We start from the raw sequence: 14,664 nt of genomic DNA on the forward strand, positions 1-14,664 counted from the left end.
AGATCGTCGACTGGTACATGCAAGGCAAGATCCAGATCGATCCGATGATCACCCATACGATGCCGCTCGAAGACATCAACAAGGGCTTCGAACTCATGCATTCCGGTCAAAGCATCCGCGGCGTGGTGCTGTATTGATCTCGTGTCGGTAGAATTGGAAAGGCGATATCAAATCTTTGCTGAAACCCGCTTCTCAACCTACAGCGCTTTCCGAAATATCCAAGCATCAGGATGTTCCAGTTCTGGACTCAATCATCATCTACGATCCGATGCCGGAAGGCGCAGGCGTGGAACTGATCCGCATTTTCAATGCGGCACGAGACTACCATCGTTATTTCGACGATTAGAAACGAACGACAATGCCGCAAATATATGTCGATGCTGACGCCTGCCCGGTGAAGCCGGAAATCCTGAAGGTTGCCGAACGCCACGGCATCAAGGTGACCTTCGTCGCCAATTCCGGCCTGCGGCCCTCACGTGATCCTATGGTCCGTAACGTCATCGTTTCCAATGCCTTCGATGCCGCCGACAACTGGATTGCGGAACACGCAACCAACAGCGACGTTGTGGTGACTGCGGACGTGCCGCTCGCCGTGCGGTGCGTTGCGGGTGGTTCACTGGTTTGCGGCCCCACCGGGCGCGTTTTCGACGACACAAACATCGGCATGGCGAGCGCCATGCGCGATCTCGGCGCGCACCTGCGGGAAACCGGCGAAAGCAAGGGCTACAATGCCGCCTTCAGCCCGAAGGACCGTTCGCGGTTCCTCGAAACCTTCGACCGGCTTTGCCGTCGCGCCAAGGCGGCAGCCTCAGGAACGGGAGATCAAGAATGAACATCATTTCCGAGGCGACCGCCTTCGGCGGCATGCAGGGCGTGTATTCGCATGAATCCGAAGCCTGCAAATGCGAGATGACCTTCGCAGTCTTTGCGCCGCCGAAGGCCATCAAGGAGCCCTGCCCGGTTCTGTGGTATCTTTCCGGGCTGACCTGCACGCACGCCAACGTCATGGAAAAAGGTGAGTACCGGCGCATGGCGGCCGAGCTCGGCCTGATCATCGTCTGCCCGGACACTAGTCCACGCGGCAATGATATTCCCGACGAGCTCACCAACTGGCAGATGGGCAAAGGCGCGGGCTTCTATCTTGATGCCACCGAAGAGCCCTGGGCAGACCACTATCGGATGTACACCTACATCACCGAGGAGCTGCCGGCCCTCGTCGCCCAGCAATTTCGCATCGACATGGGCCGCCAGGGCATCTTCGGCCATTCGATGGGCGGTCATGGGGCACTGACGATCGCATTGAGGAACCCGGGTCGCTTCAGGAGCTGCTCGGCCTTCGCGCCGATCGTCGAGCCGTCGACCGCCGATTGGTCGGCGCCGGCATTCGAAAAGTATCTAGGTTCCGATCGTGCGGCCTGGCGCAAGTACGACGCATGCGCCTTGGTAAGCGACGGCGCACGCTTCCCGGAATTTCTGATCGATCAGGGTAAGGCTGATGGCTTCCTCGACAACGGCCTGAGGCCGTGGCTTTTTGAAGAGGCGATCAAGGGCACGGATATCAAGCTCACGCTGCGGATGCATGAGCGCTACGACCATTCTTACTATTTCATCTCCACCTTCATGGATAATCACCTGACGTGGCACGCCGAGCGGCTTGGATAAGGAACGCAAGAAACGGTGGCATTGCAGCTATGCCAATTCCTACCTTGCAACGGCAGTCAAACTGCGCATATGAGCACCAACGCAGACGACTGCGGCGCCCGCTCCCCTGCGGGCTCAAACGTCGCGGGGACGGCCTCGCTCTTTGAAACGGAGAGTAAGATGGCTTGGTTTCTGCTGTTTCTTGCAGGTCTTTTTGAATGTGGCTGGGCAATCGGTTTGAAATACACCGATGGCTTCACGCGGCCCATGCCGACGGTCCTGACCGTCATTTCCATGGTGATCAGCATCGTACTGCTCGGTCTGGCGGTCAAAACGCTGCCGATCGGTACGGCCTATGCGGTCTGGACCGGAATTGGCACCGTCGGAACGGTGCTGCTCGGCATCTGGCTGCTTGGCGACCCCGTCACCGCGGCCCGCCTCGGCTGCATCGCACTCATCGTCGCCGGCATTGTCGGACTTAAGCTCACTGTATAACGATGAATGCCGCGGGACGAACCCGCGGCATTCTTCTCAGGCGTTGCGCTTGTCGACCGAAAAGGCGCCTGCACCGGCGAAAACCAGGAACAGGAAGATGAAGCAGTAGAGGATCGCCGATTCGCCCTGATTGACGGCCGGGAAGAAGCCCAGCGGCACATGCGCCATGAAATAGGCAACAGCCATCTGGCCGCTCAGGATGAAAGCGATCGGACGTGTCAGAAAACCGACGAGAATTGCCAGCCCGCCGACGAATTCCAGAAGCGCCGACACGAGCATGAGCGGCGGAAGCGGGCCGCCCTCCCCTTGCGGGATCGGGAATTCAAACAACTTCATCGTGCCGTGCTCGATGTACAGAAGCGCAGTGATGATCCTAAGAGCGGCCAGCGCGTAGGGTTGATAGGCGCTGAGACGTTCGAAACCGGACATTTGGGCTCTCCCTTGAGATAAGACAGTCGAGCGTTAATTTCCTAAACGACCGGAAAGAATACACGGATCGGTGACGGGCGTTCACTTCCTGTTGATTTCGCTTGATATTCAAGATTCTCACACCTCAGAGCGGAATATTGTCATGCTTCTTCCAGGGATTCGAGAGATCCTTGTTGCGTAGCATCTTCAGACCGCGCGCCAGGCGGCGTCGCGTCGAATGCGGCATGATCACCTCGTCGATATAGCCACGCTCGGCCGCGACAAAGGGTGACAGGAAGCGGTCCTCGTACATCTTTGTGTGTGCCGCTATCTTTTCCGGATCGGTGATGTCTTTGCGGAAGATGATCTCGACTGCGCCCTTCGCACCCATCACTGCAATCTGCGCCGTCGGCCAGGCATAGTTGAGATCGCCGCGCACATGCTTGGAGGCCATTACGTCGTAAGCCCCGCCGAATGCCTTGCGGGTGATGACTGTCAGCTTCGGCACGGTCGCCTCCGCATAGGCAAAAAGCAGCTTCGCCCCATGCTTGATGAGACCGCCATATTCCTGCGCCGTGCCCGGCAGAAAACCCGGAACATCGACGAATGTGACGATCGGAATACTGAAGCAATCGCAAAAGCGCACGAAGCGCGCGGCCTTGCGTGATGCATCGCTGTCGAGCACGCCGGCAAGCACCATCGGCTGGTTTGCCACAAAGCCGACCGTCGAACCCTCGATGCGCCCGAAACCGCAGACGATGTTCTTGGCGAAGCTTGCCTGAATCTCAAAAAAATCGCCATCGTCCGCAACCTTGTGGATCAGCTCCTTGATGTCATATGGTTTATTGGCATTGGCGGGGATGAGCGTGTCCAGCGATTGATCCCCATCCGTCACCGACTGGTAACATTCGATCTCCGGCACCGGCGAGGTGTTGGAAAGCGGCAGGAAATCGATGAGGCGACGGACCTGCAGCAATGTTTCGACATCGTTGTCGTAAGCGCCGTCAGCGATTGAGGAACGCGTCGTGTGGACAAAGGCGCCGCCGAGTTCCTCTGAGGTCACGGTCTCGTTGGTGACGGTCTTGACGACATCCGGACCGGTCACGAACATGTAAGAGGTGTCGCGCACCATGAAGATGAAATCGGTCATCGCAGGCGAATAGACGTCGCCGCCGGCACATGGGCCCATGATCACGGAAATCTGCGGAATGACGCCGGAGGCGAGCACATTGCGCTGGAAGACTTCGGCATAGCCGCCGAGCGCAGCAACCCCTTCCTGGATGCGCGCGCCGCCCGCATCATAGATGCCGACGATCGGCGCCCGATTTTTCAGCGCCATGTCCTGCACCTTCATGATCTTCTCGGCATGCGCCTCGGAAAGCGAGCCGCCGAACACCGTGAAATCCTTGGCGAAGACGAAGACGGTCCGGCCGTTGACGGTTCCCCAGCCCGTGACGACGCCGTCGCCGGCAATCCGGCTCTTGTCCATGCCGAAATCCGTCGAGCGATGCTCCACGAACATGTCGAACTCCTCGAAAGAGTCTTCATCGAGGAAGAGGTCGATCCGTTCGCGTGCCGTCAGCTTGCCGCGCTTGTGCTGCGCTTCGATGCGCGCCTGGCCGCCGCCCTGCCGGGCAATCTCCCGGCGCCGCTCCAGCTCGTCGAGAACTTCCTTCATGAAATCTCCCCTCGCCGCTCGATCGCGGCATGATCTTCAGCCGCGGCCAGTATTGAGCTTAAAGGCCGAGCGGACCCGCGCGGCGATATCCTCCGCTAGAATCTGATCCGCCATGGCCCGATCGTTGGCAGTGCTGGTCACCTCGAACGAGCTGACGGCGATGACCGAGCCCTCGTCGACGGACGCCGCATCGATATTGATCTTGGCGATATCCCTTCTTCTGTCTTCGCCTGTGTCTTTCTGGTGTGAATCGATCCGATGCCCTGTCACTCCTCGCCGATAGCCCTCGGTCCGAACCGTAGCATTGATGGCGGCATTGATGCGGTCGCCGATGCCTGAAAGCAGTTCGGGCGGCGTATTGGGACCGCCGAGAACCACGGCACTGCGGACATCGTAGATAGGAGCGGCGGGCTCATCGGAGGTCAGGCCCATGCAGGACGTCAACATGGCGCAGACCAGCCCCAGCTGACAAAAAAGCGACCTAAACCAATTCATGCTGAATTCCGCACCTCTCCCGCTCGGAGTCGCAGATTTCGCCATAATGGCTGCCAAAGCAATATGTTTCAGGCCTTTAGCGCCAAAAAAACGTCCGCCGCTGCCTTGAACTCTTCAAAGCGCTTGGCACGGCGCAGTTCGCCCTCCTCGTCGCTGCCCCAATGCTCGATCGTCCAATCCTCATCGAGATGGGCAAGCGACCAGACCTCGTCCATGGTCAGATGGTGCTCGGCAAACGCCAGCGCCAGAATGGCCGACCCGGTTAGCGTCGTTATCGTGTGAAGGGAGGCAAGTGCCAGCGCACTGTCGTGTCTGCGCAAAGTGACGTCGAAGGCTGCGACTGCTTCGCGCGGCTGCTCGTGATGCATCACGCCTTCGATCAGGATGAAGCGCGCGCCGAGATCATTCGCCGCCCAATCGAGAACCGGGTCCCACTGCTCGGTCTGGCGCTGCACCAGGAGTTCCGGTCCTTCGGCGCGGTAGCAGAGATGATCGCTCGAGGAAAACCGCAGGATGTCTTCGAAGACGGCTTGCGTGTCCATCGCAACGCCGTCGAGCGCGGTATTGACGAGGCGTGTCACGGGCATGGTCGCCGGGTCAATCACTTCCGCCTGTGCATCCCACTCGGCGGCGAGGAGCGCAGCCAGAGCCTCTGTCGGCACTGCCAGAACCTGTTTGGCGGGCGTGCGCACGACCTTGCCGTCAAGCGCGATCGCCAAGCCGTCATCCCGCTCGGCAACCGTGACGTTCTTGTAGAAGCGTTTCGGCAGCGGCCTTTTCATCTGGATCTGCGCGCGGCGGATCGGATCGGGGTGGCTCAGTCCTTCGGAAAGGTCGTTCAGCAGGTCGCGCATGGCGTCACCTCAAAAATGGTCAAGCACGTCATTCGGATGGTAAGCGACAGTATCGGCGCCGGCGGCAATCAGGTCGTCAACGCTGGCATAACCCCAGGATACACCAATTGCCTTTGCGCCTGCTGCCTTTGCCATCTGCATATCGTAGACAGCGTCGCCGATGACAATGGCATCAGCGGCCTTCATGCCCGCTTCGTCACAGCATTCGGTCACCATGGCCGGATGTGGCTTCGATGGACAATCGTCAGCCGTCCGCGAGACGATGAAATGCGGCGCGAAACCGTGTGTTTCGAGGACATTGACAAGCCCGCGGCGCGACTTTCCGGTGACGGCGCCGATCAGGATGTCTTCCCGTGCGGCAAGCCCGTCTATCATCGGCTTTATTCCGGCGAAAAGGGGCACATCCATGCCGGGCTCCTGCCTGACATTCATGTAGATCGACTTGTAGTGAGCCGTCATGGCGATCGCCTCGTCATCGACATGCAGCTTGCCCTGCATGCGGGCAATCGCAATGTCGAGCGTCAGACCGATGATCGATTTGGTGCTGGAAAGATCCGGCCGTGAATGACCGAATTGAACGAAGGTTCTGGCCATCACCTCATGTATCAGGGCGGCACTGTCGACCAACGTGCCGTCGCAATCGAAGAGAACAAGCTTCATTCGTCAATCCTCTCCGCACCGGCAAGATCAAGGCCAAGAAGGTTCCAGGTCTGCACCATATGCGGCGGCAGCGGCGCTGTGATGCGCAGGCGTCCGCCTGCAGGATGCGGGATGTCGATATGACGGGCATGCAGGTGCAGTCGCTTCTGGATGCCGCCGGGAAAGTCCCAGTTCGGGTCGTCGATGAAGTATTTTGGATCGCCGATGATCGGATGGCCGATATGCAGCGCATGAACACGAAGCTGATGCGTACGGCCGGTATATGGCTCCATCTCGAGCCAGGCCAGGTTTTGCGCCGCCGTTTCGATGACGCGGTAGTAGGACACGGCATGATCCGCACCCTCCTCGCCGTGCTTGGCAATGCGCATGCGATCGCCGTCGGCAGTCGCTTCCTTGACGAGCCATGTGGAGATCTTGTCCTCATGCTTGCGTGGCACGCCCTTCACCAACGACCAGTAGGTCTTCTTGGTGTCGCGTTCGCGAAAGGCAGCCGTCAGCTTCTGAGCGGCACCACGTGTGCGGGCAATGACGAGCACGCCCGATGTGTCGCGGTCAAGCCGATGCACGAGCCGCGGCTTCTCGCCCTTCGGGCTCGTCCAGGCCTCCAGCATCTGGTCGATATGACGGGTCAGACCGGAACCGCCCTGCACGGCAAGTCCAGCGGGCTTGTTGAGCACGATCACCTTGTCGTCCTCATGCAGCACCATACGCTGAAGTAGTTGGTGATCGCTGGAATGCTTCAGATCCTTCCCGGCGATCGGACCACTCTTGACCTTCGCATCGACATCGAGCGGCGGCACGCGAACCATCTGGCCCGGCTGCACACGCGCGTCGGTCTTTACGCGTCCACCGTCAACGCGGACCTGGCCCGAACGCAGGAGCTTCTGAAGCTGGCCGAAGCCGAGGCCAGGGAAATGGATCTTGAACCACCGGTCGAGCCGCATTCCCGCCTCGTCGGCATCCACCTTGATATGTTCGATTCCGGCCATTCTTGTTCTTTCGGAAAATCTTGGGCGCGCCATGCGCGGCTGTTGCCGGTGGCTTTAGAGCATTTTTCTTCGCGCGGAAACTGCCTTTCAGATCAAAGCGCGCACAAGCGCTAGACCAGCCATGACAGAGGCAATCGAAAGCCCGACGCTTGCGGCGACGTAAAGTCCGCCGGCGACTGCCTCGCCCCGCTCGAAAAGCGATATCGCATCCAGAGAAAAGGCCGAAAAGGTCGTAAAGCCGCCGAGGAAGCCGGTGATAAGCAGCAGGCGCATCTCGACGGAGGCGTTGAACCGGCGCGCGATCATTTCGGCAAAAACGCCAATCGCGAAACAGCCAACGATGTTGACAATCAGCGTGCCCCACGGAAAGCCGGGCCCCAGGAGCCGCAGCGACCATTGGCCGACATAATATCTCAAAAGCGAGCCGATAGCGCCGCCGGCGCCGACAAGAAGAGCCTGGATCATCGTTCTGGTTTTACCTGACGAATTGACCGTTTCCAATTGGATGAGAAGAAATCCCACCGTTCAATTAAAATGCGAATGGTTTCCTTAGCCGCGCACGAACCGGCGATGTGTATCAAACGTCCTATGACACAGGTCGTCACCATATCCGCGAGCACGGCCGCCGCCGCATTCGAAACGCTGAGGATTGCTCCCCGCGTGCCGACGAGCATGGCGGCAAAGGACGCGCGCCGGATCGCAGACCGTCAGCTCAAGGGCCGACATGATCAGGAGCTGAGCGAAACGGCAAGCATTATTCAGTCGACCGAAGTGGCGCTCGACCTGATGGCCAAGGGCAACAAGCAACCGCAGGCAGGATTGCAGCAGGCATTGAAATCCTACGAGGATTTTTGAATTTCTCACCTTTGGAACGCAAATGGCCCGCGGCGACTGCCGCAGGCCGTTTGCTGGTTATTTTCCCTGGGCCGAGAGAACCTTCAACGTCACGTCGATCTTGCCCGCCTTCTCAAAGGTGAGCGTCACCGGCACGCTCTCACCCTGCTTGAAAGGCGCCTTCACCTTCTGGAACATCAGATGCAGGCCGCCAGGCGCTAGCTTCACCGTCCCACCCGCCGGAATAACAATCCCATCCTTCAGTTCACGCATCTTCATGACATTGTTCTGCATGGCCATTTCGTGCATCTGAACTTCGCCCGCGGAAGGCGAGGAAACGACGACGAGCTTGTCGTCGGTCTTGCCGTTATTCTTGACAGTAAGGAAGCCACCGCCGACTGGCTGGCCGGGCAGCATTGCCTTCGAAAATGCGCCGGAGATTTCGAGGTCGCCGAGTGTTATAGTGCCGCCTGCTGCAGCATTCATGTCCATCCCGGCCATGTCGCCGTGATCATGGCCATTGTCGTCACCGGCAATGACCTTCAGCAACGGCGCAGGGCTCTTAAGCCTATGGGGATCGCCGCCATCGGTTGCGAGCTGGTCCCATGCCTCGGCCGCATCGCCGCAAAGCTGCTTCACCGGAAAGGCGAGCGATGTTCCGGCATCCACGCCCGAAACCTTGCCTTGGATCACGAAGGTATCGTAAAAATCGTCCGAGAGGTTGCCGCCCTTCCAGCGTATTTCGACTGCGCCGGATTTCACCTTGGTGCCGTGATTGTCGTAGGTCTTCTGATAGTCGCCCTTGATCACTTCAAGTTCCCAGCCGGCCTTCGGCTGCGGCTTGGCAAATACAAAGCCTTCCGGCAGTTTCACCTGCACTTCGTTGGTGGGCTTGCCGTCACAGCCATGCGGTACCTGCAGCGTTGCCAGGAACGTCTTTTCCTGTGGGGCTTCCGGATCAAGAAAGGTGACATGCGCCTGCGCTGCCGTGAATGCGGCTGCGAAAACCAGAGCGGCAGCGCTGAGTGTCTTGATTGTCTCCATCGGGTATCTCCTCGCCGGCTGCAGCTCGCAAATGGCTGGCGCATCGGCATTGTCGTGTCATTTCGGTGGTGGCTGGAGATCAGGCCAGAACCGGCGGTGCCCTGGACTTCGGCCGTTCGACGGCGTGCACCCCGATGGGGGTGTCCGCAACAACCGGGGGGTTATGCAGCGTCGCGAACTCGAGATGCAGCCAGGAGCCGTTATCCGGCACCGGCAGGATGACGAAAGCCGTAAGCCGGCAGACTTCGCAATTCGGCTTCAGAGGGGCCCTCTTGCCGCCGCTGTCCGTCGCGGTCACGCAAAGCGAGGCCTGGGTGCCGTCCGGCAGGACGTATGCGGCGCTATTATAGTCCGCATCCGCCGCAGCCGCCTGCGGCGCCTGATGCGCAAGGCCAAGCATAAGCAAGCTCAGCGCACAGAGAATGCGCGTCAGCATGCCAGCGTTTCGGCCCGTTTTCATCATCTGGATCCTCATTAGCGGATTTCGCGATTAAGCACTTTATCCGAAAAAAGCAAAAGTCCATTTGACGCAGTTCAACACTTTGTCGAAAGACGGCGCGACAAAAATTTGTTCGGCGGCGACATTCCCCCTTGCCAAGAGCCTGCTCCGCCGGATAATTGCCGCAACCCTGTTGGGAGAATCCGGTCTACAGACGGCCGGTGCCGAAGGAGCAACCGCCCCGGAAACTCTCAGGCCAAAGGACCAGCAAGGGCAGACGGAACTCTGGAGAGAAGCGTTCTCGAAACGCTCGCCGAAGGGATAACAATCTCAGGCACAGGGACAGAGGGGGCTCGAAAGCAAGGCGTAGCCGCGCCTTCTGATTGAGCCCGCGCATGGAATTCCACGCGCAAACCCCGGAGGCGTCGTTGGACGATACTGCTGCCCTCAAGAAAACTCCGCTACACGCGCTGCATCTTTCGCTCGGTGCCCGCATGGTGCCTTTCGCAGGCTATGAGATGCCCGTTCAGTATTCGGCCGGCGTGCTGAAGGAACACCTGCAGACGCGCGCCGGCGCCGGCCTCTTCGACGTCTCCCACATGGGTCAGGTCGTCGTGAGGGCGAAGTCCGGCAGATACGAAGATGCCGCCCTCGCACTCGAAAGCCTCGTACCGGTCGACATTCTCGGCCTCGCCGAAGGCCGCCAGCGCTACGGCTTCTTCACCGACGAAAACGGCGGCATCCTCGACGACTTGATGATCACCCATCTCGATGACCATCTCTTCGTCGTCGTCAACGCCGCCTGCAAGGAGGCCGATGGCGCGCACATGCAAAAGCACATCGGCGACCGCTGCGACATAAGCCTTCTCGACCGCGCGTTAGTCGCGCTGCAAGGTCCGCGCGCCGTCGCCGTGCTGGCCGAACTCTGGGCGGATGTCGCCGCGATGAAGTTCATGGACGTGCGCCACTGCCGCTTGCACGACGTATCCTGTCTCGTCTCCCGCTCCGGCTACAGCGGCGAGGACGGCTTCGAGATCTCCGTACCCACTAACAAGGCGGAGGATGTCGCCAGGCGGTTGCTCGAACATCCCGATGCGCAGCCGATCGGGCTCGGCGCCCGCGATTCGCTGCGTCTGGAGGCCGGACTCTGCCTCTACGGCAACGACATCGACACCACCACAACGCCGGTCGAGGCGGCGCTCGAATGGGCCATGCAGAAGGCCCGCAGGACGGGCGGAGCGCGCGCTGGGGACTTTCCGGGTGCAGCACGCATTCTCGGCGAACTCGATAATGGTGCCACACGCCGCCGCGTCGGCCTGAAGCCGGAAGGCAAGGCGCCGGTGCGCGGGCATTCCAAGCTCTATGCGGATGCCGAAGGCAAGACCGAGATCGGCGAGGTCACTTCGGGCGGCTTCGGCCCGAGTGTCGAAGGCCCGGTTGCCATGGGCTATGTGCCGGTTTCGCATGCCGCCGTTGGCACCCAAATTTACGCTGAGGTACGCGGCAAGTATCTCCCCGCTACGGTCGCCGCCCTGCCCTTCATCACGCCGACCTACAAACGCTAAGATATTTCCAGAGAGGAACAAAACCATGCTGAAATTTACCGAAGAACATGAATGGCTGAAGCTCGAAGACGGCGTGGCGACGGTCGGCATTACGAATTATGCAGTCGAACAGCTCGGCGACCTCGTTTTCGTCGAATTGCCGGAAGTGGGCGCGACCTTTTCCAAGAATGACGATGCGGCCACCGTCGAATCCGTGAAGGCTGCCTCGGAAGTCTATTGTCCGCTCGATGGCGAGATCACCGAAGTCAACGAAGCGATCACTGCCGATCCGTCGCTGGTCAATTCCGACCCGCAGGGCGCCGGCTGGTTCTTCAAGCTGAAGCTCAAGAATCCGGCCGATGCCGATGGCCTGCTTGACGAAGCGGCCTATAAGGAGTTCACCGCGTAATGACGACGCCGACAGAATTCCAGTTTACCGACTACCAGCCCTACGACTTCGCCAACCGCCGTCATATTGGCCCGTCGCCGGCCGAAATGAGCGACATGCTGAACGTCGTCGGCTACAACAGCCTCGACAGCCTCATCGACGCGACCGTGCCGTCTGCGATCCGCCAGAGGGCGGCGCTTGCCTGGGGCGCGGCGATGACGGAGCGCGAGGCGCTCGACAAGCTGCGCGAGACCGCCAACAAGAACAAGGTCCTCGTTTCGCTGATCGGCCAAGGCTATTACGGCACCATCACGCCGCCGGTCATTCAGCGCACCATCCTCGAAAACCCGGCCTGGTACACGGCCTACACGCCTTACCAGCCGGAGATCAGTCAGGGCCGTCTGGAAGCGCTCTTGAACTACCAGACGATGATCTGCGACCTGACTGGTCTCGACGTCGCCAACGCTTCGCTTCTCGACGAAGCGACCGCTGCTGCCGAAGGCATGGCGATTGCCGAGCGGGTCGCGAAGTCTAAGGCCAAGGCATTCTTCGTCGATGCCGCCTGCCATCCGCAGACGATCGCGCTCATCCAGACTCGCGCCGAACCGCTCGGCTGGACCGTCATCGTCGGTGACCCCTTCAAGGATCTCGATCCGGTGGACGTCTTTGGCGCCATCTTCCAGTATCCGGGCACGCACGGCCACGTGCACGATTTCACCGCCCTGGTCTCTCGCCTGCACCAGACGGGCGCGATCGCCATTGTCGCGGCCGATATCCTCGCACTGACGCTTCTGAAGTCGCCGGGCGAAATGGGCGCCGATATTGCGATCGGCTCGTCGCAGCGCTTCGGCGTTCCGGTCGGCTACGGCGGACCGCATGCCGCCTATATGTCGGTCAAGGATGCGCACAAGCGCTCCATGCCCGGCCGTCTCGTCGGCGTCTCGGTCGACGCCCGCGGCAATCGCGCCTACCGGCTGTCGCTGCAGACCCGCGAACAGCATATCCGCCGCGAAAAGGCAACGTCGAACATCTGCACCGCGCAGGTGCTGCTCGCCGTCATGGCCTCGATGTATGCGGTTTTCCACGGTCCCAAGGGCATCAAGGCGATCGCCCAGCAGGTCCACCAGAAGGCCGTGCTGATGGCTAAGGGCCTAGAAAAGCTAGGCTACAGGATAGAGCCCGAAACCTTCTTCGACACGCTCACTGTCGATGTCGGCCACATGCAGGGCCTCATCCTGCGCGCGGCCGTCGGCGAAGGTATCAACCTGCGCAAAGTTGGCACGACCAAGATCGGCATGAGCCTCGATGAGCGCACGCGCCCCGCGACGCTCGAAGCCGCCTGGCGCGCCTTCGGCGGCAATTTCGCCGTCGCCGATTTCGAGCCGGGCTACCGCCTGCCGACGGATCTGCTGCGCACCAGCGAATATCTGACGCATCCGATCTTCCACATGAATCGCGCCGAGAGCGAAATGACCCGCTACATCCGCCGGCTCTCCGACCGCGACCTCGCGCTCGACCGCGCGATGATCCCGCTCGGCTCCTGCACCATGAAGCTGAACGCCACGGCGGAAATGCTGCCTATCACCTGGCCGGAGTTTTCGGATATCCATCCTTATGCTCCGGCCGATCAGGCGCTCGGCTACCGCGACATGATCGACGATCTGACGGAAAAACTCTGCGCCGTGACCGGCTATGACGCCTTCTCCATGCAGCCAAATTCCGGCGCGCAGGGCGAATATGCCGGCCTGCTCACGATCCGCAACTACCATATCGCCAACGGCAACGGCCATCGCGACGTCTGCCTGATCCCGACCTCGGCGCACGGCACCAACCCCGCCTCCGCGCAGATGGCCGGCATGAGGGTCGTCGTCGTCAAGGTTCGCGAAAACGGCGACATCGACATGGACGACTTCCGCGCCAAGGCGGAGGAGCATGCGGAAAATCTCTCCTGCTGCATGATAACCTATCCTTCGACACATGGCGTGTTCGAGGAAACGGTGAAGGAGATCTGCGATCTCGTGCACAAGCACGGCGGCCAGGTCTATCTCGACGGCGCCAACATGAACGCCATGGTCGGCTTGTCGCGTCCCGGTGACATTGGTTCCGACGTAAGCCATCTCAACCTGCACAAGACCTTCTGCATCCCGCATGGCGGCGGCGGTCCCGGCATGGGCCCGATCGGCGTCAAAGCCCATCTGACGCCTCATCTGCCCGGGCACCCGGAAACGGATGGACGCTCAGGCGCCGTCTCGGCAGCGGCCTTCGGCTCGGCCTCGATCTTGCCGATCTCCTGGAGCTATGTGCTGATGATGGGTGGCGAGGGCCTGACGCAGGCAACCAAGGTTGCGATCCTCAACGCCAACTACATCGCCGCCCGCCTGAAGGGCGCCTACGGGGTGCTCTACAAGTCCGAGAGCGGCCGCGTCGCGCATGAATGCATCATCGACACGCGTCCGCTGGCCGACAGCGCAGGCGTTACGGTCGACGACATCGCCAAGCGTCTGATCGACTGCGGCTTCCATGCCCCGACCATGAGCTGGCCGGTCGCCGGAACACTGATGATCGAGCCGACCGAGTCCGAAACCAAGGCCGAGCTCGACCGGTTCTGCGAGGCAATGCTGGCGATCCGCGAGGAAGCCCGCGCCATCGAGGAAGGCCGCATGGACAAGGTCAACAACCCGCTGAAGAACGCCCCGCACACGGTGGAAGACCTCGTCGGCGAATGGGACCGCCCCTACAGCCGCGAACAAGCCTGCTTCCCGCCCGGGGCCTTCCGTGTCGACAAATACTGGTCCCCGGTCAACCGCGTCGACAATGTGTACGGGGACAGGAACCTCGTTTGCACCTGCCCGCCGGTGGAGAGCTACGCAGAGGCTGCGGAGTAGAAGCGGTCGAGCCGATCGATCTGGTGAATCGATTGCAGCGACGAATGCCCCCGAGCTTGAAGCGGGGGCTGGAAGGCTCCTCGTCGGAGGGGCCTTCGATTCTAAGATCAAGGATCGTGCGTGTAAGAAACGGCGGGGGCCGATCAGATCTCTGGCTCCCGGCTCAGGGGACGGTGCCGCGAACGGCCCCCGCCACATTTGCGGACGACCGCGGGGCCACTCAACCGCCCCCCCCGTCTGCGTCGCGCCCCGCCGCATCGACCCCCCCCCCCCCCGGCGCGTCGCGCGCCGCCCCCTTCGTGACCCGTGG

17 protein-coding genes, 1 pseudogene and 1 riboswitch are annotated in these 14,664 nt (G+C 60.8%); of the genes and pseudogenes, 9 read left to right on the forward strand and 9 right to left on the reverse strand.

All coding sequences use genetic code 11. From position 1 onward, the window contains the following. From C9413_RS15130 to sugE, 5 genes and pseudogenes are all read left to right on the forward strand, one after another. A pseudogene (locus C9413_RS15130) lies at window positions 1-137 on the forward strand (S-(hydroxymethyl)glutathione dehydrogenase); the annotation flags it as partial. A gap of 38 nt (window positions 138-175) precedes the next feature. Beyond that, entirely contained in the window at window positions 176-346 is a 171-nt protein-coding gene (locus tag C9413_RS15135; protein WP_166677441.1) for a hypothetical protein, read from the forward strand. A gap of 12 nt (window positions 347-358) precedes the next feature. Further along, entirely contained in the window at window positions 359-832 is a 474-nt protein-coding gene (locus C9413_RS15140) for a YaiI/YqxD family protein (RefSeq protein ID WP_039844976.1), read from the forward strand. Further along, a complete protein-coding gene (gene fghA / locus C9413_RS15145; protein ID WP_039844977.1) occupies window positions 829-1,662 on the forward strand; it encodes an S-formylglutathione hydrolase in 834 nt (277 codons plus the stop codon). The genes C9413_RS15140 and fghA overlap by 4 nt, the downstream gene beginning before the upstream one ends. Before the next feature lie 159 nt (window positions 1,663-1,821). Then, a complete protein-coding gene (sugE, locus tag C9413_RS15150) occupies window positions 1,822-2,136 on the forward strand; it encodes a quaternary ammonium compound efflux SMR transporter SugE (protein WP_039844978.1) in 315 nt (104 codons plus the stop codon). A gap of 36 nt (window positions 2,137-2,172) precedes the next feature. Here the strand turns inward: sugE and C9413_RS15155 are convergent, their stop codons facing one another. The 7 genes from C9413_RS15155 to crcB form a co-directional block, all read right to left on the reverse strand. Beyond that, window positions 2,173-2,565, reverse strand: coding sequence for a DoxX family protein (locus C9413_RS15155; protein WP_039844979.1), 393 nt, complete (start codon window positions 2,563-2,565; stop codon window positions 2,173-2,175). Window positions 2,566-2,689: 124 nt separating this feature from the next. Further along, complete coding sequence (locus C9413_RS15160) at window positions 2,690-4,222, reverse strand: acyl-CoA carboxylase subunit beta (protein ID WP_039844980.1); 1,533 nt, start codon at window positions 4,220-4,222, stop codon at window positions 2,690-2,692. Between the two features lie 36 nt (window positions 4,223-4,258). Beyond that, window positions 4,259-4,717, reverse strand: a complete 459-nt coding sequence (locus tag C9413_RS15165) for a hypothetical protein (protein WP_170250602.1) — start codon at window positions 4,715-4,717, stop codon at window positions 4,259-4,261. 68 nt (window positions 4,718-4,785) lie between these two features. After that, window positions 4,786-5,571 carry an ATP12 family chaperone protein gene (locus C9413_RS15170; protein ID WP_039844982.1) on the reverse strand — a complete coding sequence of 262 codons (786 nt, stop codon included), beginning with the start codon at window positions 5,569-5,571 and terminating at the stop codon, window positions 4,786-4,788. 9 nt (window positions 5,572-5,580) lie between these two features. Beyond that, window positions 5,581-6,231, reverse strand: coding sequence for an HAD-IA family hydrolase (locus tag C9413_RS15175; RefSeq protein WP_039844983.1), 651 nt, complete (start codon window positions 6,229-6,231; stop codon window positions 5,581-5,583). Continuing rightward, the gene (locus tag C9413_RS15180; RefSeq protein ID WP_039844984.1) at window positions 6,228-7,220 is read right to left on the reverse strand and encodes an RluA family pseudouridine synthase; all 993 of its coding nucleotides are present in this window, start codon (window positions 7,218-7,220) and stop codon (window positions 6,228-6,230) included. The genes C9413_RS15175 and C9413_RS15180 overlap by 4 nt, the downstream gene beginning before the upstream one ends. Before the next feature lie 87 nt (window positions 7,221-7,307). Then, window positions 7,308-7,685 carry a fluoride efflux transporter CrcB gene (crcB, locus tag C9413_RS15185; RefSeq protein WP_039844985.1) on the reverse strand — a complete coding sequence of 126 codons (378 nt, stop codon included), beginning with the start codon at window positions 7,683-7,685 and terminating at the stop codon, window positions 7,308-7,310. A gap of 123 nt (window positions 7,686-7,808) precedes the next feature. Between crcB and C9413_RS15190 the strand changes: the two genes are divergently transcribed. Next, window positions 7,809-8,075 (forward strand): hypothetical protein, encoded by a 267-nt coding sequence (locus C9413_RS15190; RefSeq protein WP_039844986.1) that lies wholly within the window; start codon window positions 7,809-7,811, stop codon window positions 8,073-8,075. A 57-nt stretch (window positions 8,076-8,132) separates the two neighbouring features. Here C9413_RS15190 and C9413_RS15195 read toward each other — a convergent pair whose 3' ends face one another. Together C9413_RS15195 and C9413_RS15200 are read right to left on the reverse strand one after the other, a co-directional pair. After that, window positions 8,133-9,098, reverse strand: a complete 966-nt coding sequence (locus tag C9413_RS15195; protein WP_039844987.1) for a copper chaperone PCu(A)C — start codon at window positions 9,096-9,098, stop codon at window positions 8,133-8,135. 79 nt (window positions 9,099-9,177) lie between these two features. Continuing rightward, on the reverse strand, window positions 9,178-9,561 hold the full coding sequence (locus C9413_RS15200) for a hypothetical protein (RefSeq protein WP_039846767.1): 384 nt from the start codon (window positions 9,559-9,561) through the stop codon (window positions 9,178-9,180). Window positions 9,562-9,721: 160 nt separating this feature from the next. Next, window positions 9,722-9,814, forward strand: a riboswitch (glycine riboswitch). A gap of 151 nt (window positions 9,815-9,965) precedes the next feature. Between C9413_RS15200 and gcvT the strand changes: the two genes are divergently transcribed. Genes gcvT through gcvP form a run of 3 tightly spaced genes read left to right on the forward strand, consistent with a single transcriptional unit; the run spans window position 9,966 to window position 14,354 of the window. Further along, a complete protein-coding gene (gene gcvT / locus C9413_RS15205) occupies window positions 9,966-11,102 on the forward strand; it encodes a glycine cleavage system aminomethyltransferase GcvT (protein ID WP_170250603.1) in 1,137 nt (378 codons plus the stop codon). A gap of 25 nt (window positions 11,103-11,127) precedes the next feature. Further along, on the forward strand, window positions 11,128-11,490 hold the full coding sequence (gene gcvH, locus C9413_RS15210) for a glycine cleavage system protein GcvH (protein ID WP_039844988.1): 363 nt from the start codon (window positions 11,128-11,130) through the stop codon (window positions 11,488-11,490). Beyond that, on the forward strand, window positions 11,490-14,354 hold the full coding sequence (gene gcvP, locus C9413_RS15215; RefSeq protein WP_039844989.1) for an aminomethyl-transferring glycine dehydrogenase: 2,865 nt from the start codon (window positions 11,490-11,492) through the stop codon (window positions 14,352-14,354). Before gcvH ends, gcvP begins: the two co-directional genes overlap by 1 nt. The last annotated feature ends 310 nt before the right edge of the window (window positions 14,355-14,664 follow it).

This window comes from Rhizobium sp. SEMIA 4085 (assembly GCF_013004495.1).
GTDB lineage: Bacteria > Pseudomonadota > Alphaproteobacteria > Rhizobiales > Rhizobiaceae > Rhizobium > Rhizobium gallicum.

Coding starts and splice junctions, on each gene's coding strand:
- C9413_RS15140 (WP_039844976.1), top strand. CDS start 359: ATGCCGCAAATATATGTCGATGCTGACGCCTGCCCGGTGAAGCCGGAA.
- fghA (WP_039844977.1), top strand. CDS start 829: ATGAACATCATTTCCGAGGCGACCGCCTTCGGCGGCATGCAGGGCGTG.
- sugE (WP_039844978.1), top strand. CDS start 1,822: ATGGCTTGGTTTCTGCTGTTTCTTGCAGGTCTTTTTGAATGTGGCTGG.
- C9413_RS15155 (WP_039844979.1), bottom strand. CDS start 2,565: ATGTCCGGTTTCGAACGTCTCAGCGCCTATCAACCCTACGCGCTGGCC.
- C9413_RS15160 (WP_039844980.1), bottom strand. CDS start 4,222: ATGAAGGAAGTTCTCGACGAGCTGGAGCGGCGCCGGGAGATTGCCCGG.
- C9413_RS15165 (WP_170250602.1), bottom strand. CDS start 4,717: ATGAATTGGTTTAGGTCGCTTTTTTGTCAGCTGGGGCTGGTCTGCGCC.
- C9413_RS15170 (WP_039844982.1), bottom strand. CDS start 5,571: ATGCGCGACCTGCTGAACGACCTTTCCGAAGGACTGAGCCACCCCGAT.
- C9413_RS15175 (WP_039844983.1), bottom strand. CDS start 6,231: ATGAAGCTTGTTCTCTTCGATTGCGACGGCACGTTGGTCGACAGTGCC.
- C9413_RS15180 (WP_039844984.1), bottom strand. CDS start 7,220: ATGGCCGGAATCGAACATATCAAGGTGGATGCCGACGAGGCGGGAATG.
- crcB (WP_039844985.1), bottom strand. CDS start 7,685: ATGATCCAGGCTCTTCTTGTCGGCGCCGGCGGCGCTATCGGCTCGCTT.
- C9413_RS15190 (WP_039844986.1), top strand. CDS start 7,809: ATGACACAGGTCGTCACCATATCCGCGAGCACGGCCGCCGCCGCATTC.
- C9413_RS15195 (WP_039844987.1), bottom strand. CDS start 9,098: ATGGAGACAATCAAGACACTCAGCGCTGCCGCTCTGGTTTTCGCAGCC.
- C9413_RS15200 (WP_039846767.1), bottom strand. CDS start 9,561: ATGATGAAAACGGGCCGAAACGCTGGCATGCTGACGCGCATTCTCTGT.
- gcvH (WP_039844988.1), top strand. CDS start 11,128: ATGCTGAAATTTACCGAAGAACATGAATGGCTGAAGCTCGAAGACGGC.
- gcvP (WP_039844989.1), top strand. CDS start 11,490: ATGACGACGCCGACAGAATTCCAGTTTACCGACTACCAGCCCTACGAC.